This is a genomic window from Rheinheimera sp. (genome assembly GCF_965283995.1).
Lineage (GTDB): Bacteria > Pseudomonadota > Gammaproteobacteria > Enterobacterales > Alteromonadaceae > Pararheinheimera.
This window is the reverse complement of sequence record NZ_CBDIQG010000001.1, coordinates 4564470-4583178: the sequence shown is the minus strand read 5'-3', so window position 1 is coordinate 4583178 and position 18709 is coordinate 4564470. Positions and strand designations below refer to the sequence as shown.

Annotated in this window: 17 protein-coding genes and 4 tRNA genes; 12 read left to right on the top strand and 9 right to left on the bottom strand. The window is 51.7% G+C overall.

What is annotated here, in order from left to right:
* Nucleotides 1-17: 17 nt before the first annotated feature.
* Nucleotides 18-1109: a redox-regulated ATPase YchF gene (gene ychF / locus ACQ66Q_RS20165; protein WP_208930549.1), complete on the top strand. Its 1092-nt coding sequence runs from the start codon at nucleotides 18-20 to the stop codon at nucleotides 1107-1109.
* Nucleotides 1110-1168: 59 nt separating this feature from the next.
* Here the strand turns inward: ychF and ACQ66Q_RS20160 are convergent, their stop codons facing one another.
* Nucleotides 1169-2713, bottom strand: coding sequence for an oligopeptide:H+ symporter (locus ACQ66Q_RS20160; RefSeq protein WP_430458416.1), 1545 nt, complete (start codon nucleotides 2711-2713; stop codon nucleotides 1169-1171).
* Between the two features lie 246 nt (nucleotides 2714-2959).
* On the opposite strand from ACQ66Q_RS20160, the gene ACQ66Q_RS20155 reads away from it, so the two are divergent.
* The 4 genes from ACQ66Q_RS20155 (at nucleotide 2960) to ACQ66Q_RS20140 (ending at nucleotide 3384) form a co-directional block, all read left to right on the top strand.
* Nucleotides 2960-3036: transfer RNA gene (locus tag ACQ66Q_RS20155), tRNA-Met, on the top strand.
* 27 nt (nucleotides 3037-3063) lie between these two features.
* Nucleotides 3064-3148 (top strand) — tRNA-Leu (locus ACQ66Q_RS20150).
* A 28-nt stretch (nucleotides 3149-3176) separates the two neighbouring features.
* Nucleotides 3177-3251, top strand: a tRNA-Gln gene (locus ACQ66Q_RS20145).
* Nucleotides 3252-3309: 58 nt separating this feature from the next.
* A tRNA-Gln gene (locus tag ACQ66Q_RS20140) sits at nucleotides 3310-3384 on the top strand.
* Between the two features lie 67 nt (nucleotides 3385-3451).
* Here the strand turns inward: ACQ66Q_RS20140 and ACQ66Q_RS20135 are convergent.
* Together ACQ66Q_RS20135 and ACQ66Q_RS20130 are read right to left on the bottom strand one after the other, a co-directional pair.
* Nucleotides 3452-3889, bottom strand: a complete 438-nt coding sequence (locus ACQ66Q_RS20135) for a hypothetical protein (RefSeq protein WP_430458415.1) — start codon at nucleotides 3887-3889, stop codon at nucleotides 3452-3454.
* Between the two features lie 98 nt (nucleotides 3890-3987).
* Complete coding sequence (locus tag ACQ66Q_RS20130) at nucleotides 3988-5145, bottom strand: FAD-dependent oxidoreductase (protein WP_430458414.1); 1158 nt, start codon at nucleotides 5143-5145, stop codon at nucleotides 3988-3990.
* A 182-nt stretch (nucleotides 5146-5327) separates the two neighbouring features.
* Between ACQ66Q_RS20130 and ACQ66Q_RS20125 the strand changes: the two genes are divergently transcribed.
* The 3 genes from ACQ66Q_RS20125 to aguA all read left to right on the top strand — a co-directional run bounded on the left by ACQ66Q_RS20125 (nucleotide 5328) and on the right by aguA (nucleotide 8338).
* Nucleotides 5328-5966: a peroxiredoxin-like family protein gene (locus tag ACQ66Q_RS20125; RefSeq protein ID WP_430458413.1), complete on the top strand. Its 639-nt coding sequence runs from the start codon at nucleotides 5328-5330 to the stop codon at nucleotides 5964-5966.
* A gap of 251 nt (nucleotides 5967-6217) precedes the next feature.
* Nucleotides 6218-7105: an N-carbamoylputrescine amidase gene (gene aguB / locus ACQ66Q_RS20120; RefSeq protein WP_377241021.1), complete on the top strand. Its 888-nt coding sequence runs from the start codon at nucleotides 6218-6220 to the stop codon at nucleotides 7103-7105.
* Between the two features lie 111 nt (nucleotides 7106-7216).
* Complete coding sequence (gene aguA / locus ACQ66Q_RS20115) at nucleotides 7217-8338, top strand: agmatine deiminase (protein ID WP_430458412.1); 1122 nt, start codon at nucleotides 7217-7219, stop codon at nucleotides 8336-8338.
* 66 nt (nucleotides 8339-8404) lie between these two features.
* Here aguA and ACQ66Q_RS20110 read toward each other — a convergent pair whose 3' ends face one another.
* Nucleotides 8405-10216: a DUF885 domain-containing protein gene (locus ACQ66Q_RS20110; protein WP_430458411.1), complete on the bottom strand. Its 1812-nt coding sequence runs from the start codon at nucleotides 10214-10216 to the stop codon at nucleotides 8405-8407.
* Nucleotides 10217-10428: 212 nt separating this feature from the next.
* Between ACQ66Q_RS20110 and ppiC the strand changes: the two genes are divergently transcribed.
* Nucleotides 10429-10707 carry a peptidylprolyl isomerase PpiC gene (ppiC, locus tag ACQ66Q_RS20105; protein ID WP_031568523.1) on the top strand — a complete coding sequence of 93 codons (279 nt, stop codon included), beginning with the start codon at nucleotides 10429-10431 and terminating at the stop codon, nucleotides 10705-10707.
* Nucleotides 10708-10730: 23 nt separating this feature from the next.
* A complete protein-coding gene (locus tag ACQ66Q_RS20100) occupies nucleotides 10731-11252 on the top strand; it encodes an N-acetyltransferase family protein (RefSeq protein ID WP_430458410.1) in 522 nt (173 codons plus the stop codon).
* 23 nt (nucleotides 11253-11275) lie between these two features.
* Here the strand turns inward: ACQ66Q_RS20100 and ACQ66Q_RS20095 are convergent, their stop codons facing one another.
* Nucleotides 11276-12562, bottom strand: coding sequence for a DEAD/DEAH box helicase (locus ACQ66Q_RS20095; protein ID WP_430458409.1), 1287 nt, complete (start codon nucleotides 12560-12562; stop codon nucleotides 11276-11278).
* A 36-nt stretch (nucleotides 12563-12598) separates the two neighbouring features.
* Here ACQ66Q_RS20095 and ACQ66Q_RS20090 point away from each other — a divergent pair, with 36 nt between their 5' ends.
* Nucleotides 12599-12973, top strand: coding sequence for a GIY-YIG nuclease family protein (locus tag ACQ66Q_RS20090; RefSeq protein WP_430458408.1), 375 nt, complete (start codon nucleotides 12599-12601; stop codon nucleotides 12971-12973).
* 69 nt (nucleotides 12974-13042) lie between these two features.
* Entirely contained in the window at nucleotides 13043-13981 is a 939-nt protein-coding gene (locus ACQ66Q_RS20085; RefSeq protein ID WP_430458407.1) for an AEC family transporter, read from the top strand.
* A gap of 12 nt (nucleotides 13982-13993) precedes the next feature.
* Here ACQ66Q_RS20085 and ACQ66Q_RS20080 read toward each other — a convergent pair whose 3' ends face one another.
* The 4 genes from ACQ66Q_RS20080 to ACQ66Q_RS20065 form a co-directional block, all read right to left on the bottom strand.
* Nucleotides 13994-15025 (bottom strand): M20/M25/M40 family metallo-hydrolase, encoded by a 1032-nt coding sequence (locus ACQ66Q_RS20080; RefSeq protein WP_430458406.1) that lies wholly within the window; start codon nucleotides 15023-15025, stop codon nucleotides 13994-13996.
* 130 nt (nucleotides 15026-15155) lie between these two features.
* Nucleotides 15156-16805, bottom strand: coding sequence for a pyridoxal-dependent aspartate 1-decarboxylase PanP (panP, locus tag ACQ66Q_RS20075; protein ID WP_430458405.1), 1650 nt, complete (start codon nucleotides 16803-16805; stop codon nucleotides 15156-15158).
* Nucleotides 16806-17012: 207 nt separating this feature from the next.
* The gene (locus ACQ66Q_RS20070; protein WP_430458404.1) at nucleotides 17013-17786 is read right to left on the bottom strand and encodes an ABC transporter permease; all 774 of its coding nucleotides are present in this window, start codon (nucleotides 17784-17786) and stop codon (nucleotides 17013-17015) included.
* On the bottom strand, nucleotides 17786-18703 hold the full coding sequence (locus tag ACQ66Q_RS20065) for an ABC transporter ATP-binding protein (protein ID WP_430458403.1): 918 nt from the start codon (nucleotides 18701-18703) through the stop codon (nucleotides 17786-17788). The genes ACQ66Q_RS20070 and ACQ66Q_RS20065 overlap by 1 nt, the downstream gene beginning before the upstream one ends.
* Nucleotides 18704-18709: the final 6 nt, after the last annotated feature.

Sequence of the window (18709 nt, the reverse complement as noted above, 5' to 3'; positions counted from 1 at the left end):
AACACAGGATCTGAAAAATGGGCTTTAAATGTGGCATCGTTGGTTTACCCAACGTCGGTAAATCGACTTTATTCAATGCTTTGACCAAAGCTGGCATCGAAGCAGCCAACTTCCCGTTTTGTACCATTGAACCGAATACCGGTGTGGTCCCTGTGCCGGATCCGCGTCTGACGCAACTGGCTGACATCGTCAAACCACAACGCATCCTGCCAACGACGATGGAATTTGTTGATATCGCAGGCCTGGTCAAAGGCGCGTCTAAAGGCGAAGGTCTTGGCAATAAGTTCCTGGCCAACATCCGCGAAACCGACGCCATCGGCCACGTGGTGCGTTGTTTTGAAGATGAAAACGTGATCCACGTTGCCAACAAAGTCGACCCGGCTGACGACATCGATACCATCAATATGGAATTAGTCCTCGCTGATATGGATAGCGCGGAAAAAGCTATTTTCCGCGTCAGCAAAAAAGCCAAAGCCGGTGACAAAGATGCCAAAGCTGAAATTGAAGTGCTGGAAAAAGTCAAAGCGCACTTAGAATCAGGCCTGACGCTGCGCCAGCTGGAGCTGTCTCCAGAAGAAAAAGCGCTGATTTCTTACATGAATTTCCTGACCATCAAACCGACCATGTACATCGCCAACGTGCTGGAAGATGGCTTTGAAAATAACCCACACCTCGATGTCGTGCGTGAAATTGCCGCCAAAGAAGGCGCTATTGTCGTGCCAGTGTGCGCCGCCATTGAATCAGAAATTTCTGAACTGGAAGATGACGAAAAAGCCGAATTCTTAGAATCAATGGGCTTAAATGAACCTGGTTTAAACCGGGTGATCCGCGGCGGTTATTCGTTATTGAATCTGCACACTTATTTCACCGCTGGTGTGAAAGAAGTGCGTGCCTGGACTATTCCGGTTGGCGCGACAGCGCCTCAAGCAGCTGGCGTGATCCACACCGACTTCGAACGTGGTTTTATCCGTGCTCAAGTGGTGTCTTTTGACGACTTTATCGCCTGTAACGGTGAAGCCGGGGCTAAAGAAGCCGGGAAGCTGAAAGTTGAAGGTAAAACTTACGTCTGTAAAGACGGCGACGTGATGCACTTCCTGTTTAACGTCTGATTCATTTCTTGCAAAAAAAGCCCGCAACGCGGGCTTTTTTTATGGGCACACGGCGCTGATTAACCCGCAGCCCGGTAGTTATCCACCAGCTGATAACGCCTTGCATATAACGCGAACACGGCGGCAGCCACCAGCGCAAAACCTGCAAAAAAGTACATCAAAAACGCAGTTTGACTGAGACCTGTGCTGTCGACATGCGATAACACCGACTCACTGCGGATACTATTATTGGCGAGCAGCACCCACAGGTTCCCGACAGTGACCGACAATTGCCAAAATGCCGTGATAATGCCTTTCATCGTGGCCGGCGCCTGACTATAGGCAAATTCCAGACCGGTGGCAGAGACCAGGACCTCGCCAAAGGTCAGTAAGGCATATGGCAGCATCTGCCATAAAATACTGACAATATGGCCGTTATCCAGCCAAACCTGCAGGCTGCCTGCCACTATCCAAGCAAAACCGGAAAAAGCGATCCCCGCCCCCATCCGGCGTAACGCTGTGATTTTTAAGCCAGATCGTTCTAATAACGGATAAAGCACAAAGTTATTAAATGGGATCAGGATCATCACCAGTAAAGGATTCAGTGCCTGCATCATCGCCGGTTCAAACCACTCCGGCCGGCTCATCAGGTTTGCTTGCAGTACCCAGGTAGAGGCTTTTTGATCAAACAAAGACCAGAATGGCGTGACCAGAGCAAACAGCACTAATACCCGCAATACCACCCGCACACCATCTACTGCTTCGTCCGGATGTATTCCCCGCGCACGCTCAAGCTGCAAGGCGGCACCGCCTCCGCCAAAACCAATCATAAAAACTAAAGCCAGACAGAACGCCGCAACAAACCCTAAGTTCGGTGTTTGTGACAATGAAAACAGCGCCAGCGCCACACCGGCGCAGGCCAGATATAAACCTTTATCTGCGTGACCAGCCTGTTTGCTCAGCAGCGCTGTTTTCGCCACCTGCAAAAAGCTATGTGGATTATCCGGCTCCGGCGCAACGTGTACGTAGCGGCTACGTCCAAGCCAGAAGAACAACGTAGCCAACGCCATCAGCGCGCCAGGCAAACCAAAGGCCCAGGCCGCGCCATAGTGTTTCAGCACTAGCGGCATCGACAATGACGCGAAAAACGATCCGAAATTGATGGTGAAATAAAACCAGTCAAAGGCTTTGCGGGCCAGATGTTTATTCGACTGGTCAAATTGGTCACCCATAAAGGCCGACACCAGCGGTTTAATACCGCCTGAGCCTAAGGCTATTAAAAACAAGCCGGCATAAAAGCCTTCTTTGTTGGTCTCAAAGACTGCCAGAAAAGCATGACCAATACAGTACAGAATGCTTAAGTACAAAATAGTGCGGTATTTACCGAGGAATTTATCAGCGAGGTAGCCACCAAGCAGCGGGAAAAAGTACACACCGATAACAAAGGAGTGAAAAATGTCTTTAGCTTCACCGGCGCGGAATTGTTCCGGCACCGACAACAGCAACGCCGTCATTAAAAACGGCGTCAGAATATTGCGCATGCCATAAAAGCTAAAGCGTTCACAGGCTTCACTGGCAATAATATATGGTAGTTGGCGCGGCCAGCGCGCAGTTTTATCTGTCATTGGTCATCCAAAGGCAATTTTTTGCGTATAGAGGTAGGTAGCGATACTAACGCAAAAGAGCAAAGTGCCAAACCTTATCAGCCTCAGCGGCGATGATTTGGCCAGAAATTGCTGCGAACTGCAGCAAGGCGAACATAAATTCAGCAAACGATTCAAATGCATGGATTTGTGGTAAAAAAACGGTTGACGCAAAAAACATGGATGAGCATAATACGCGCCACTTGCTTAGGACAACTAAGACGCAGTGGCTACATAGCTCAGCTGGTTAGAGCACAGCACTCATAATGCTGGGGTCGCAGGTTCGATTCCCGCTGTAGCCACCACTTTCTCTGCGTTGTTCGCCGTATATTGCGGAAATGGCGAAATTGGTAGACGCACTGGATTTAGGTTCCAGCGCCGCGAGGCGTGAGAGTTCGAGTCTCTCTTTCCGCACCAAAGCAAGTAAGAATTCTGCAGTTTCTGCAGGGGTATAGCCAAGCGGTAAGGCAGCGGGTTTTGATCCCGCCATTCTGGGGTTCGAATCCCTGTACCCCTGCCATTAATTTTAGTGGCAGTATGGTCATCAGTTCATACGTTACAGCCACATGTGCTTCTGCAGGGGTATAGCCAAGCGGTAAGGCAGCGGGTTTTGATCCCGCCATTCTGGGGTTCGAATCCCTGTACCCCTGCCATTCTTTGATAACCCAGCTTCGGCTGGGTTTTCTTTTTCTGACGTTTTGAATAAATTCAGCCAGCTATTCAAATCCGGACAAAGCCTGACAGCACCGCAGTCGCTACTAACAAACTGCTGTGGTAGAACATCGCAAGCCTTGGTCTGCCAGCTGTTAGACGAAGCCCAAACCGTTTTTCCGCCAATACATAAGCGCCCATCAAAGCGAACCAGGGTGTGAAAAACAAAGCAACATCCTGTCGTACCAGCATCGTTACTGCATCATGCAACATGCCATTGCCAACGAAGGTTAACCACAGAGCCAGTGATTGCGGCAGTCGTCGCTGTAGCGGGCGATACAGCCACAGCTGCAAATAAAAACCAAACAGCGGGTTCCAGATCTGCCAGAAACGGCCGAAGCTACTGGCGGTGAAGGCCCGATAGAGATTTTGCCGTAACTCACCACGGCTACCGACCGGTAAACCGGTCCGGCGCGCAGCATAGTCACGCCATCCAAGACTCTGCATGCGATATGCCTCAGTGATCCAGCTGACCCCAGCGTAAAACAATGAAAACCGATAAGGCAAGCACCTTGTCCAGCGCAATCAATGTCTGAGTACTGGCGTCAGACCAGACCCGCCGCATATTTTCCCACATAAGTTTTCAGTGGCCCTGCCTTCGCGGCCACCTGTAAACCGAGCCGGCGTAGCTGTACCAATGGAGTCAGTTTGCTGCTGAAGACCTGATAAAACACATCCATCGCGGACATCATCAATAGATTCGCCTTACGCCTTTCACTCTCATATTGCGCCAACAACGCAGGGGCTGCCAAATCAGCACCAGCAGCGAACTGTTTAATCAGTAATGCCGCCAGGCACTGCGCGTCGGCAAACCCCAGATTAACACCCTGCCCGGCTAGTGGATTGATGGTATGCGCCGCATCACCGGCTAGCACCAGCCGGCCTTTGACATATTGATTGGCGTGGCTGCGGGTAAGCGGGAAATAACCCTGTTTGAGCACGCTGAATTCACCAAGCTCTGCCGGGAAATGCTGCTGGATTTGTTGTGCGAGCTGTTGCGGCGGGAGCGCTGCAAGTTGCTGAATGCGCAGATGGTCGTCATACCACACCAGTGATGCCTCGCGGCCCGGCAATGGTAAATAGGCCCGTGGCCCTTGCGGTGTAAACTGCTGCCAGGTCATCGGCAATGCGTCGTAGCTTGTACTGACATGCACCAGCAAACAGGCCTGGCTATATTGCCACCCTTGCGAGCCAATCCCTGCCAGTTGTTTCAGTTGCGACTGCGCGCCGTCGGCGGCGATCAGCAAACGGGCTTTTATCTCACCCTGATCAGTCTGCAGACTGGCATAATCGTTCATCTGCTGATAGCCCTGTAGTTGGACCGGGCAAAACCGTTCGACTGTATCTGGCAATTGCTGCCATAACGCTTGCTGGATATGTAAATTCTCGATGATGTGACCGAGGTGATCTTCACCCAGTTCGGCGGCAGTAAAATCCAGCGGTGCCGCATCGCCTTCAAAAGCACGTAATGTGGCATACGGAGCCAGCCGGCTGGTCATTAATTGCGGCCAGGCGCCAAGATCTTGAAGCCATTGCTCGCTGCGACGATTGATTGCACTGACCCGCAAGTCCACTTCACTGTGTTCACTGATCGTGACTGGCATTTGCCGCTCCAGTAACGCGACTTTCATACCAGCTCGCGCCGTTGCTACAGCCAAAGCCGCGCCAACCATGCCGCCACCGACAATTGCAATATCAAACACGCTGACCTGCCTTATTCATGATGACCATCAAACACTTATCCTGAGCCGGTATTTTACGCAGCTTCCGCAGCTGAAAGCTGCGATAAATCACAAAATGATAATTTTTTTCACAGCGCGAACGAAAATCCGGCGTGAACAGGTCTTGTGATCCCAGTGACTTTCATCAATCAAAGGCCCAAGTTATGACCCGTTACCGACAGATGTTGTTTTCCATTTCACTGCTGCTCAGCACTTTTTTTGCCGGTGCGGCAGAAATCGCGTTAAAACCCGAACAGATTAGGCCTCTATTAAACGGTCAGTCAGTACCTAGCGGATTACAGGTGCAAGATAGTAAAGGAGCGACTATCGATTTGTCGGCCTTGTTAAGTCAGCAAAAAACCATTCTGGTATTTTATCGTGGCGGCTGGTGCCCTTATTGCAACACGCAACTGGCGGGCCTTCGCGACATCGCACCGCAATTACAGAAACTCGGATACCGCATTCTGGCCGTCAGCCCTGAATTACCGACAGCCAGCAGCAAGTCTGAACTAATGACTAAAGATGCCGCGCTGAATTATCAGCTGTTGTCTGATCCTCACCTGAATGCCCTGCAAGGTTTTGGTGTGGCGTATTACATGGATGCCGCGACAGAGAAAACCTATAAAGGTACTTATGGCATACAGCTGACGTATGACAGTACAGGTCAGGCTGTGCTGCCGGCGCCCGCCGTTTTTATTATCAATAAAAGCGGCGAAATTCAGTTCAGTTATGTGCATATCAATTACAAAACCCGCCTGCAACCTCGGTTGTTGCTTTTGGCTGCTGAATTGGCAAATCAATAGACCTGGCGAAAACAGCATAAAATCCTAATGAATATCCGCGAATGCCGCATAGAAATTCGCGGATAATTCATCTCAGCCAAGGTGCGGAAAAATCAGCAGAATTTCATTGACCCGCGGGGAAAAATCCGGCATTTTGCGCGGCCAAACTGCATTATGTGCCAGTCCATTACTGCCCGTCAGTCTTTGCTGCGGTGACGATAAGTGGCTAAAGTAATGTGTCTATTTTGTTCTTTTGCCAGGAGATGCTTTGCATGCGTAAGGTAACTGTTGCTGCCACTCAGATGATCGGTGGCTGGAATGTAGAAGAAAATATTGCCCGCGGTGAAAAACTGGTGCGTGATGCCGCTGCAAAAGGCGCCCAAATTATCCTGCTGCAGGAACTGTTTGAACGTAACTACTTCTGCCAGAAGCAAAAACCAGAATATTTAGAATTCGCCACACCGCTGGAAAACAATCAGGCAGTCGCGCATTTCACTAAAATCGCTAAAGAACTGAATGTGGTTCTGCCAATCAGTTTCTATGAGCGCGCCGGTAACTGCCTGTATAACAGCGTTGCAGTCATTGATGCCGATGGCTCTTACCTCGGCACTTATCGCAAGAGCCACATCCCGGACGGCCCGGGTTACAGCGAAAAATACTATTTCACGCCGGGTGATTCCGGTTTTAAAGTCTGGGACACCGCCTACGCCAAAATCGGCATTGGCATCTGTTGGGATCAGTGGTTCCCGGAATGTGCCCGCACTATGGCATTGATGGGCGCAGAACTGTTGTTCTACCCAACGGCGATTGGCAGCGAACCGCATGACCCAACCATCTCTTCGCGCGACCACTGGCAACGTACCCAGCAAGGTCACGCCGCCGCCAACCTGGTGCCGCTGATTGCGTCAAACCGCATCGGTACTGAATCTGAACAGGATTTCTCTATCACTTTCTATGGCAGCTCCTTTATTGCCGACCAGTTTGGTGCCAAAGTGCAGGAAGCCGACGAAGTCAGCGAAGCAGTACTGGTGCACAGTTTTGACCTCGACGAGCTGGCACACATTCGCCGCAGCTGGGGCGTTTACCGTGACCGCCGTATCGACCTGTTTGACACGCTGCTGACTAAAGATGGCAAAACAGTGCCTAAAAACAGCAACTAAGCGCACTGCGGTACCACCGCAGGATATCAGCGACAGATAAACACTCAGGCCGGATTATTCTGGCCTGACGACTTTTCAGCAGCAGGCTGAACATTGAACAAGGAACCTGACGTGAGCGGATTTATTTCAGATCGTACCTTAACCAGCACGCCACGCGCGGAAGGCTTTTATATGCCTGCCGAATGGGCCCGCCACAAACAAACCTGGCTGGTGTGGCCGGAGCGGACCGACAACTGGCGCCTTGGTGCCAAGCCTGCACAGCAAGCCTTTACCGCCGTGATCCGCGCTATTGCCCGGTTTGAGCCAGTGACAGTGATGGCGTCAGCCCGTCAGTTTGCCAATGCGCAGGCACAATTGAGCCTGCTGGAAAGCGTGCATCCAATCCGTGTCGTTGAAGTCTCTAACAATGACGCCTGGTGCCGTGATACCGGCCCCACTTTTGTCACCAACGGCAAAGAAGTCCGTGGCATCGACTGGACCTTTAACGCCTGGGGCGGCCTCAATGGCGGCCTGTATTTCCCGTGGGATCTGGATGACCAGGTCGCGCAAAAAGTGCTGAATATTGAAGGCCTGCCGCGCTATCGCACTGAAGGTTTTGTGCTGGAAGGCGGCGCCATTCACACCGACGGTGAAGGCACTTTATTGACCACCGCCGAATGTTTGCTCAATCCAAATCGCAACCCGGATTTGACCAAAGCACAGATTGAACAACAACTCAGCGATTACCTCGGTATTGATAAAGTCATTTGGCTGGAAGAAGGCATTTTTAATGACGAGACCGACGGTCATGTCGATAACATGTGCTGTTTTGTCCGCCCCGGTGAAGTGCTGCTGGCCTGGACCGATGACGAATCCGACCCGCAATACGCCCGCTCGCGCGCGGCGCTCACAGTGCTGGAAAACAGCACAGACGCCAAAGGCCGGCCTTTTATCGTGCACAAACTGCCGGTACCGGGCCCATTACTAGCCAAAGCCGAAGAATATGCCAGTGTCGACTTAACAGGTGCTGCAGTGCCACGCGAAGCAGAAGCCCGTCTGGCCGGTTCTTACATCAACTTTTATCTGTGTAACGGTGGTTTGATCCTACCAACCTTTGACGACCCGATGGATAGCGTTGCCGCTGATATCCTCGCCAAGGTATTTCCACAGCATCAGGTGGTGACTGTGCCTGGCCGCGAAATTCTGTTAGGTGGCGGTAACGTTCACTGTATTACCCAGCAACAACCGGCGTAACGACAGTTACAACGTGAAAAAGGCGCCATCAGGCGCCTTTTTGTTATCGCATGGACGTAGGCCTGATTAGGCCGCTTTTTTCGCCGCGATATATTGGTCCACCACCCGCTCCAGGATCGCCAGCGGCATCGAGCCGTTTTGCAATACCACGTCATGGAAATCGGTCAGCTTAAATTTATCACCCAGTTCCTGCTGTGCTTTGCTGCGCAGCTCCAGCAACTTCATCATGCCGACTTTATAAGCACAAGCCTGGCCCGGCATCACGATATAACGCTCAATCTCCGCTTCGACATCCGATTTCGCCATGCCGGCATTGCCAGACATATAAGCAATCGCTTGTTCCCGGCTCCAGCGTTTGTGATGGATACCGGTATCAACCACCAGCCTGATCGCGCGGAACAACTCGGCCTGCAGCCGGCCTAAATCGCCAAAGGGGTCATCTTTATACAAACCCAGCTCTGCCATCAGTCGTTCGGTGTAAAGCGCCCAGCCTTCGGCATAGACGGTAAACGGCAGAATATTACGGAAAGTCGGCAGGCCTTTCAGTTCCTGCTGGATCGCAATCTGGAAATGATGACCAGGAATGCCTTCATGCACTGCCAGTGTTTTCATGCCAAATTTGGGGGTGGCACGGATGTCATACAGATTGGCATAAAACAGCCCCGGCCGTGAACCGTCCATTGCTGGTGCATAATAATAGGCGCCTGGTGAGGTTTTTTCGGAAAACTCAGGTACGCGTTTTACTTCTAAAGCAGCTTTAGGCCTGATATTAAAAGCTGGCGCCAAAAGCTGCTCATTTGCCTCTAGTAGTGACCTATAGTCAGCCAGGATCTGAGCACGTCCCTCGTCTGAATCCGGATATTGAAAACGTTTGTCATCGCCAAGTGCAGTCATCATTTGTGCAACATTGTCACCATTGATGCCTTGAGAATGCAAAATCGTCAGCATTTCCTGTTGGATACGGTCAACTTCTGACAATCCCATCTGATGGATTTGTTCAGGTGTCATATCTGTCGTGGTATGTTGTTTCAGAATATAGGCATAGTACTGATCACCATCCGGCAACTTCCAGACACCATCATCCTGTGTTGCGGACGCCACAGTATCAGCCCAAAAATCAGTCAATTTCTGATAGCCAGGTGATACTGATTTTTCCATCGCGGTTTTGGCATCCGCAGCGATCTTTTGCCGCTCTGTGTCTGTAAGCTCTGGCATTTTTGCCATCGCTTCGACCAGATGTTTATACATCATATTTTGCTCAGCACCGCCCGCAGTGAAGCCTTTTACCTCAGCCAGAACTTTTTCAAGAACAAAACGGGGCGGTACAATCCCCTTGCCAGCCCGAATATTTAAATCTTCAATCACCTGGCTAAAAACTCGATCAAACTGATTGAGCCTGCTGACATATTGCTCAGCGTCTGTTTTATCTTTTAATCGGTGAGTGGTGGTCATAAAGCGCGGCAATACATTCTGCACGCCAAATAACTGATTGACCGGATACTCGTGGTAACGCCACTTTTCCCCTTCTGCCTGATGGGCCATAAACCATTCCAACATGTCGTAGTTGAGTTTTTCACTGTCCGACATTCCGTCCCGGTCATAACTGCGCAGCGTCGCTAAATCTTGTTTCATTTTGGCATATTGTCTGTCACCGGCGGCTTGAGAGCGGTCATCCAATTCAGCATTGTGACTACGTAAACCAAAACTTTCTAACAATCCGAGTTGGCTCAACAATTCGGGACTATTGAAGCCAAATTCAAGGAAAACTCTTTCGTAAAACACCCGGGCTGATAGCGGCTTAAACCAAACCGCATTCACGACAAACGCTGTCACAACGAGCACTGCCAACAGCAATAAACGCCCCAACCACTTCCACATATCAACTTTCCTTTTTTTAGTTATAAATTAGTTATCCAGATACTTTTTTGTTACATCTTTACCATACCTGCAACTGCTGAAAAAAAACACAGCCAAACAGGTCCGATTAGCAGGTTTTTTTCGTCGTGAATTTCGATTAAACTACGCGCCCATTGCAAAAGGTCCGCCCGGGAAGGCAGAGCTGCTCATTTTAAGTGGTAGGAGTACTCAGTATGGCCAAAGCCTGTGCATGTCATATCCTGGTCAAGACCCAGGAAGAAGCGGAACAACTGAAAAAACAACTGGCCAAAGGCGCCAATTTTCAGGATCTTGCGAAGAAACATTCATTATGTCCTTCCGGCAAAAAAGGTGGTGATCTCGGTGAGTTCAGACCGGGTCAGATGGTCAAAGCCTTTGACGAAGTTGTATTCAAAAAGCCTGTCCTGGAAGTGCACGGCCCGGTGAAAACCCAGTTTGGCTTCCACCTGATTAAAACCTTATATCGCGCTTAACGCGCAGACAAAGCGAGTGCTGCATGCAGATTATTCAGTGTCAGTTTGAGTCGGAAGCGGCGCAGATCCTCGAGATCTTCAACCACGCCATTTTGCACACCACGGCACTGTATGAATACAAACCCCGCACCATGGCAACCATGCAGCAGTGGTTTGCTAATAAAAGCGCCGGCAACTTCCCCGTCATCGGCATTAAAGCCGACGACGGCACACTGCTGGCTTTTGGCAGTTATGGCACTTTCCGTGCTTTTCCGGCGTTTAAGTACTCAGTTGAGCATTCGGTGTATGTGCATCCGGAACATCAGGGCAAAGGCCTCGGCAAACAGATGCTGCAACTGCTGATTGAAGCGGGTCAAGCACAGGGCTATCACTTATTGATTGGTGGTATTGATGCGGAAAACAGCGGCAGTATCGCGCTGCATCAGAAGCTCGGTTTTGTTCATAGTGGCACGATTAAACAAGCTGGCTTTAAATTCGGCCGTTGGCTCGATCTGGCGTTTTATCAGCTGACACTGCCGACGCCGCTACAGCCGCACGACGATTAGTCCGTGAAATACCAAAAGCCCGCTCAACGCGGGCGTTTTTTTCCAGTCAATTCAGCACGTAAGCGCGATTTTTCCTGCGACAGTTTGCGATTGTTGGATAGTTTTTTCTTCAGCTGGATCTCTTCCTGCTCATCGGCGGATTTGTGGGTGCCTTTGCTGGAATGATTAAACCGCGGGTCGTGCTCATAACCGGGAAATACCTGTTGTGGGATCACCTGCTTGGTCAACACCTCAATCTCTTTGAGCATCGACAAATCGTCTGGAGTCACCAGCGTCACGGCAAGGCCAATATTGCCCGCCCGGCCGGTGCGGCCAATACGGTGCACATAGTCTTCGGCCTGATGCGGTAAATCAAAATTGACCACTATCGGCAGCTCTTCAATATCAAGGCCACGCGCAGCAATGTCAGTCGCCACCAGCACCCGGACTTTGCCTTCTTTAAAATCCTGCAACACCTTGCTGCGATGGCCCTGGCTTTTATCGCCATGGATCGCCTGCGCATCAATGCCATCGAGCTGTAGCTGTTTACTCAATCGGTCGGCACCAAACTTAGTGCGGCTGAAAATCAGTACCTGCTGCCAGTTTTTTTTGCCGATGACTTCAGAAATCAATTCGCGCTTACGCTGTGAATCCACCCGATACGCCAGCTGCTCGACCCCTGCAGCAGTGGAGTTCGCTTTGGCCACTTCAACCAGCACCGGGTTATTCAGTAATGAATCTGCCAGCGTTTTAATCTCAGGTGAGAAGGTGGCGGAGAAAAACAGTGTCTGACGCTGTGCCGGCAGTTTCGCCATAATGCGGCGGATATCGTGGATAAAGCCCATATCCAGCATCCGGTCGGCTTCATCCAGCACCAACACTTCGAGCTGATATAGGCTGATGCTTTGCTGATGTAAATGGTCCAGCAGCCGCCCGGGCGTTGCGATCAGAATATCGAGACCACCAGCCGCCTGCTCCAGCTGCGGATTAACCGATACCCCGCCATAAAACACCGCGGTTTTCAGCGGCAAATGCCGCGCATAAGCCGCGACGTTATCAGCCACTTGCTGCGCCAGTTCGCGTGTCGGTGTTAAAATCAGGCAACGCACCTGTTTTGCTACTAACGGCGTGGTGCCGGCAATCAGTTTTTGTAAAATCGGTAAGGTGAAAGCCGCGGTTTTACCGGTGCCGGTCTGGGCACCACCTAGCACGTCTTTACCTTGTAAAATCAATGGGATCGTTTGTTGCTGAATAGGCGTTGGCGTTTGATAGCCTTGCTCGGCGATGGCCGCTAAAATAGACGGCGCCAGGGCCAAATCGGTAAATTGCATAACACCTCAACGAACAACCAGAATGCAGGAGCACAATTGCAGAACGCGATTATAGCAGAAACAGACTCGCTGCCGAACACTCAGTGGCAGCTCTATGTGCTGCGCACCGCGGCTGGCAATCTCTATACCGGGATTTCAACCGATCCGCAGCGTCGCCTGCGCCAGCATCAGGGTGAACTGACCGGTGGCTCCCGCGCTTTACGTGGTAAAGGCCCGCTGCAGTTGGTCTGGCTTTTTCCGGCGCAAAACCGCAGCCACGCCAGCGTGCTGGAGTATCAACTGAAACAACTGAAGAAGACCGATAAAGAACGGCTGATCAGCGGCAGCTGGCAACCGGAATGGCTGCAATCCACGTCAGAGCCTGCGACAACAGTAACCGCAACAACAATAGCTTCCACCGAAGTCGCATAGTCAAGACAGGCTAAAACCGCTAATCTGCCTGCAAAGCCTGTCGTTTTCTTCGCTGAGATTTGTTGCACCTTGGACAATTTTATCCTGATCCTGATTTACCTGAGCCTTGGTTTTGCCATGCGCCGGGTGCCGAAATTCCCGACCGAAACACCGGTCGTGCTGAATACTTTTGTCATGTATGTCGCGCTACCGGCGCTGGTGCTACAGAAAATCCCTGCATTGCATTTTTCCTGGGATTTGTTGATCCCGGCGTTGGTGCCATGGATTTTATTATTGCTGGTCAGTGCGCTGATCTTAGTGCTGGGGCGTCTGCTGCACTGGTCACGCGATATCATCGTCGCGCTGTTGATTGTACTGCCGCTTGGCAATACCTCTTTCCTTGGCTTCCCGATGATTGAAGCGCTGTTTGGTGGCGACTGGCTGCCTTATGCGATGATTTATGACCAAGTCGGTTCTTTTGTCGCGCTGGCGACCTGGTCAACAATCTTGGCCGCACTCTATGGCACCGCACAGATTGGCCCGGACGGCCGCAGTCAGACCGCACAGAAAGTGTCAGCTGCGGCCATGGCGATGCGCATTCTGACCTTTCCGCCGTTTCTGGCGTTGCTGGCAGGTTTACTGCTGAAATCCTGGACTTATCCGCCACTGCTGCAAACGACGCTGGACAATCTGGCGGGCACCCTGGTGCCGCTGATTATGTTTGCCGTGGGTTTTCAGCTGAAGTTTTCTTTGGCGGGCGAGCGGTTGTCCCCGCTGCTGAGTGGTCTTGGTATCAAACTGCTGCTGATGCCGCTGCTAGTGCTGGCGGGTGCCCTGCTGCTGGGATTGTCGGGCAAAGCAGTGCAAGTCTCAGTGTTTGAGGCGGCGATGCCACCGATGATCTCGGCCGGCGCTATTGCGATGATGGCTGGTCTGGCGCCACGGCTGGTCGCGGCCCTAGTCGGCTTCGGGCTATTGTTGAGTTTTATCACGTTGCCGATTTGGGCCTGGTTGCTACACCAGCTCTGAGCCGCCCTCTGCCTATTCTTTAGTGCGCAGTAGCGCTAAATCCGCGCTGTCCAACAGCAGTAACGCGGTCAAAATGGTATCGCTGACCTTGTGATAAAAATCGACATCAGCGCGCTCAAAAGTATCTGTCGGCTGATGATAATCCGGATGATCCGGCACACCGAAATAGACAAAAGGCACACCGTGGCGGGCAAACACCGCGTGATCACTCGCGCTGCTCCAATCCTGCGTCTGCCCGACCAGTGAGGCCGGTCGGTCGTGACCGAATTTGACCGCGACCAGACTGTCCTGTTGCAGCGGCTGCAACAGCGGCAGCAACGCCGGATGCTGATAAGTGCCAACCGCAAACAAGCGGGCTTTGCTATCGCGACTTAACATGTCCAGATTCACATTCAGCGCCAGCTGCTCAGGTTTGAACAGTTTGCCGTCGAACAACTGCTGACTGCCACGCATGCCCTGCTCTTCATGGTCTACCGCCGCAAATATCAAGGTATGGCGCGGCGGATGCGCCTGAAAGTACGTCGCCAGCGCCAGCAATGCAGCAACTCCAGAGGCATTGTCATCCGATCCCGGGTACATCCGGCCTTGATGGACACCTAAATGATCATAATGCGCAGTGATCACAATCGCCGCTAACTGCGTTTCAGCACCGTTGATTTTTCCGACGAAATTCACACCAGCACCGTTATCATCGGTCTGATAGGCTTGCCGAAAGCCATCACTGCCAGCCGGCACTAAGCCCAATTCGCTGAAACGACGCTGCAGAAAGTCCCGCGCCAGATCACTGCCCGGTTGACCAGGCCGACGCCCTGCCATCTCCGTTGACGCCAGGGTACTGAAGTCCGCCGTTTGCTGCAGTTGGTCAAGCCTTGGCTGATAATCGCTGCGGCTTACATCAGGCTGTGCATCAATTCGCGCTTGCTCTGCTTTAGCCAGCTGCTGCTGACTCACCTGATAAAAAGGCCAAATGGCCGCGACCAGCACCAGGCCTATGGCGGCGGTGGATAGCAGCAAGCGGCTACTGCGGCGTATCGATAAAGACATGATCTGACTCCTGTGCATGCAATAGTCATCACTGGCATATTGGCGGCGCTATTGATGATCAAAAAGGGCTACGATCAAAAATGGCGGCCATGCCGCCATTTTTTGCTCTGACTACAGAGATAGCCGCCGGTTAATAATCGCGCGCCAGCTGTAACAACTTCGGTAAAAACTCTTTGTCCATTTTCGCCAGCGCCACTTGCTCATCCAGCACATCATGCAGGATTTGGTCAGTGGTAAGTGGATTCGCCAGCACAATTCGGAACACAACCGTATCCTGCCGGTGATAACGGGCCGGCGTCAAGCGCGTGCGCGACACAAAGGATTTGCCCTCTTCGCGCTGTCGCTTCTGGATAAACTTGGTCAGACCGCTCAGCAGATCATTAAACTTCTTTAAACGCTCAAGCTCGCCGGCAGCCTTGGCTTTTTGCATCGCCTGCTGCACTGTTGCCGGCACGTAGCGATAGGTCAGCAAACACAGCTCAGGCGCCGTCACTAACTCAAAATCTGCATGTAAATCAATCAGACCAGCAAAATAACGCGCTTTTTCCAGACTGCGGTTAATCAGAATTTCATAGCCTTTGCGGCCAATCACCTGTAAACAGGCATGGACCAGCATCGCCATGCCGGGACGCGAACCTTCCAGCGTCTGGCTACCCAAATCCTTGGAGCCTTTGCGCAGAATATATTCGGCATGATGTTCAATCGCATGCGCACTGGATGGATGTTTAAACACCACCATACCGGCGCCCATCGGCACGTACATTTGTTTGTGCGCATCGATCGTGACAGAGTCCGCCAGCTCAATACCTTTGAGTAGGTAGCGGTATTTCTCCGACAACATAGTCGCGCCGCCCCAGGCCGCGTCGACATGGAAGTGACACTGCAGTTCGGTGGCGAGCGCGGCAAGTTCTGCCAGCGGATCGACATTGCCGGTCTCAGTGGTGCCGGCCACACCGACAATTGCCATCACGCGGATATGCCGCGCCTGCAGTTCCAGTGCTTTTTCACGCATTTTAGCGACATCGACTTTGTTGTCGGCGTCGGTTGGGATCGGGATCAGCATGTCGCGGCCAATGCCGAGGATATCCGCCGCTTTTTTCAGGGAATAATGGCCGCGCTCTGACACCAGGATCGCCAGGTCGTCATAACCATAATGCCGCATGGCACGGAACAAACCTTCTTTGGCCACGCCTTTAAAATCACCGTCTGGCTTCAACAAGCGGTTACGGGCGATCCACAACGCCGTCATGTTCGCGACAGTACCGCCCGAGCAAAATGCGCCTAATGAATGATTGGCACTATGCTGCCATTTTTTGTAAAACCCTTCGCTTTCGCCATAGACCAAATGGTGCATCATGCCGAGCACCTGGCGTTCCAGCGGGGTAAAGGCTTTGGATGTTTCGATTTTGACCAGATTCTGGTTCAGCCCCACCATCATTTTGGAGAGTGGCAGGACGAAATACGGCAAGGCCGACGTCATGTGACCAATAAAACTGGGCGCTGCCGTGTGAACTGAGTGCGCGACCAGCTTTTCCATAATGTTTTCGGCGTAATCCGACACAAAGCTCGGTTCTGCCGGGATCTGATAGGCCTGGAAATCACGCTCGATTTGCCACAGCGGTTTTTCCACTGCCACAATGCTTTCGCGCAGGAAACCCGCCAGATTCTGCGAAATGTTCTGCTCGATAATGCTCAGCGTTGAATCCGGTGCTTCAGGGACGGTAAAGATCCGCCACAGAGCCTCTTCGGACGCTGTTGCCAGTCGTTTGTTATCTGTCATTTATCCTCGCCGTGGTAAGCTCAGACTCTGCGGTCTGTTGGCGCTGTTATGCGCATGGGCACTGATTTGGCCCAAAGGAAGCAATGTACTAAAACACATTACAAATGTCTTTAAAAAATATCCCGACTGGTCCGTGCAGTGTGGATATTGCCGTCGGGATAGCGCAGAGCGGTCAACTGGCGCTGACCACTCTGTACCCGCCTTTCGCTAACTACGCAGCCCGGTGCCGCGGCGGATCAATTGCATCGCCACCGCAAACAACACAACAATCAGGCCAATCAGCACTGAATAGGCCAGTGGCAGGCTGACGTCGGAATGGCCGAGAAAGCCATAACGAAACGCATTGACCATGTACACAATCGGATTGAGCGTCGACACGCCCTGCCAGAACTCCGGTAATAGGCTCAGCGAATAGAATACGCCGCCTAAATAGGTCAAAGGTGTCAGCACAAAGGTTGGCACTATGCTGATGTCGTCGAATGTCTTGGCATACACGGCGTTAATCAACCCGCCGAGTGAAAATACCGCGGAAGTGAGCAATACAGTACTGATAATCACCCACAGATGATGGATGCGGATATCGACAAAAAACAAACTGAGGATGGTGACAATCAACCCGACCAGCACGCCCCGTGCCACGCCACCACCAACAAAACCGAGCACAATGATGTAGTTCGGTACCGGCGCGACCAGCAACTCTTCGACATTTCGCTGAAACTTCGCACTGAAGAAACTCGACGCCACATTGGCATAAGAGTTGGTGATCACCGACATCATAATAAGGCCAGGCACAATAAATTCCATGTAGCTAAAGCCATGGATTTGACCAATCTGGCTACCGATTAGATTGCCGAAAATGACAAAATACAACGTCATTGTAATGGCTGGCGGTACCAGCGTCTGCACCCAAATCCGCAGGAATCGGTTGGTTTCTTTATTCAGGATACTTTGCAGTGCAATCAGATATCTTGGTCTAAACATCAGTGTTTCCCCTCACCTATCAGACTGACAAACAGCTCTTCCAGCCGATTGGCTTTGTTTCGCATCGACAACACTGTGATGTCCTGTTGCGCTAAAGCGCTGAACACGGCGTTCAGACCCTGATTTTTCTCGACGTCCACCTCAAAACTTTGTTCATCCAGTTTGCGGGTAACAAAGCCAGGTAGTATCAACTCAGCGCGGCCGGCTTTTAAATCCAGCACAAAAGTTTCTTTGTTCAGTTTGCCGAGCAAGGCCTTCATCGAAGTGTTTTCGACGATGCGGCCTTTGTCGATGATGGCGATATTGCGACACAGCATCTCTGCTTCTTCCAAATAATGCGTGGTCAAAATGATGGTTACCCCCTGCGCGTTGATCTCTTTGAGGAATTCCCACATCGAGCGGCGCAGTTCGATATCAACACCGGCGGTTGGCTCATCCAGAATTAACAGCTTAGGCTCATGCATCAAAGCGCGAGCGATCATCAGACGACGTTTCATGCCACCGGACAGTTCACGCGACCGCGCATGACGTTTTTCCCACAAGCCGAGTTGCCCGAGGTATTTTTCGGCCCGGACCAACGCGACACTTTTCGGCACGCCGTAATAACCCGCCTGATTCACCACAATCTGCAGCACCGTTTCAAACTGGTTAAAGTTAAATTCCTGCGGCACTAAACCTAGCTGACTTTTGGCATCTTCAAGATGGGTATCCGTATCAAAATCAAAGACCTTCACCGAGCCCGATGTCTTGTTGACGAGCGCACTGATGATACCGATGGTGGTACTTTTGCCCGCACCGTTGGGCCCCAGTAACGCAAAAAAATCGCCTTGCTGCACGTCAAGGTCAATGCCATTTAAAGCTTTGGTGCCGCTTTTATAGGATTTGTGTAAAGCGCGGATCGATAAAGCCAGCGTCACAGCGTA

What these genes read in the sequence shown, in the direction of transcription:
- ppiC (WP_031568523.1), top strand. Translation starts at nt 10,429, where the DNA reads ATGGCCAAAGCCTGTGCATGTCATATCCTGGTCAAGACCCAGGAAGAA.
- ACQ66Q_RS20095 (WP_430458409.1), bottom strand. Translation starts at nt 12,562, where the DNA reads ATGCAATTTACCGATTTGGCCCTGGCGCCGTCTATTTTAGCGGCCATC.
- ACQ66Q_RS20100 (WP_430458410.1), top strand. Translation starts at nt 10,731, where the DNA reads ATGCAGATTATTCAGTGTCAGTTTGAGTCGGAAGCGGCGCAGATCCTC.
- ACQ66Q_RS20125 (WP_430458413.1), top strand. Translation starts at nt 5,328, where the DNA reads ATGACCCGTTACCGACAGATGTTGTTTTCCATTTCACTGCTGCTCAGC.
- panP (WP_430458405.1), bottom strand. Translation starts at nt 16,805, where the DNA reads ATGACAGATAACAAACGACTGGCAACAGCGTCCGAAGAGGCTCTGTGG.
- ACQ66Q_RS20070 (WP_430458404.1), bottom strand. Translation starts at nt 17,786, where the DNA reads ATGTTTAGACCAAGATATCTGATTGCACTGCAAAGTATCCTGAATAAA.
- ACQ66Q_RS20135 (WP_430458415.1), bottom strand. Translation starts at nt 3,889, where the DNA reads ATGCAGAGTCTTGGATGGCGTGACTATGCTGCGCGCCGGACCGGTTTA.
- aguB (WP_377241021.1), top strand. Translation starts at nt 6,218, where the DNA reads ATGCGTAAGGTAACTGTTGCTGCCACTCAGATGATCGGTGGCTGGAAT.
- ACQ66Q_RS20110 (WP_430458411.1), bottom strand. Translation starts at nt 10,216, where the DNA reads ATGTGGAAGTGGTTGGGGCGTTTATTGCTGTTGGCAGTGCTCGTTGTG.
- ACQ66Q_RS20080 (WP_430458406.1), bottom strand. Translation starts at nt 15,025, where the DNA reads ATGTCTTTATCGATACGCCGCAGTAGCCGCTTGCTGCTATCCACCGCC.
- ACQ66Q_RS20160 (WP_430458416.1), bottom strand. Translation starts at nt 2,713, where the DNA reads ATGACAGATAAAACTGCGCGCTGGCCGCGCCAACTACCATATATTATT.
- ychF (WP_208930549.1), top strand. Translation starts at nt 18, where the DNA reads ATGGGCTTTAAATGTGGCATCGTTGGTTTACCCAACGTCGGTAAATCG.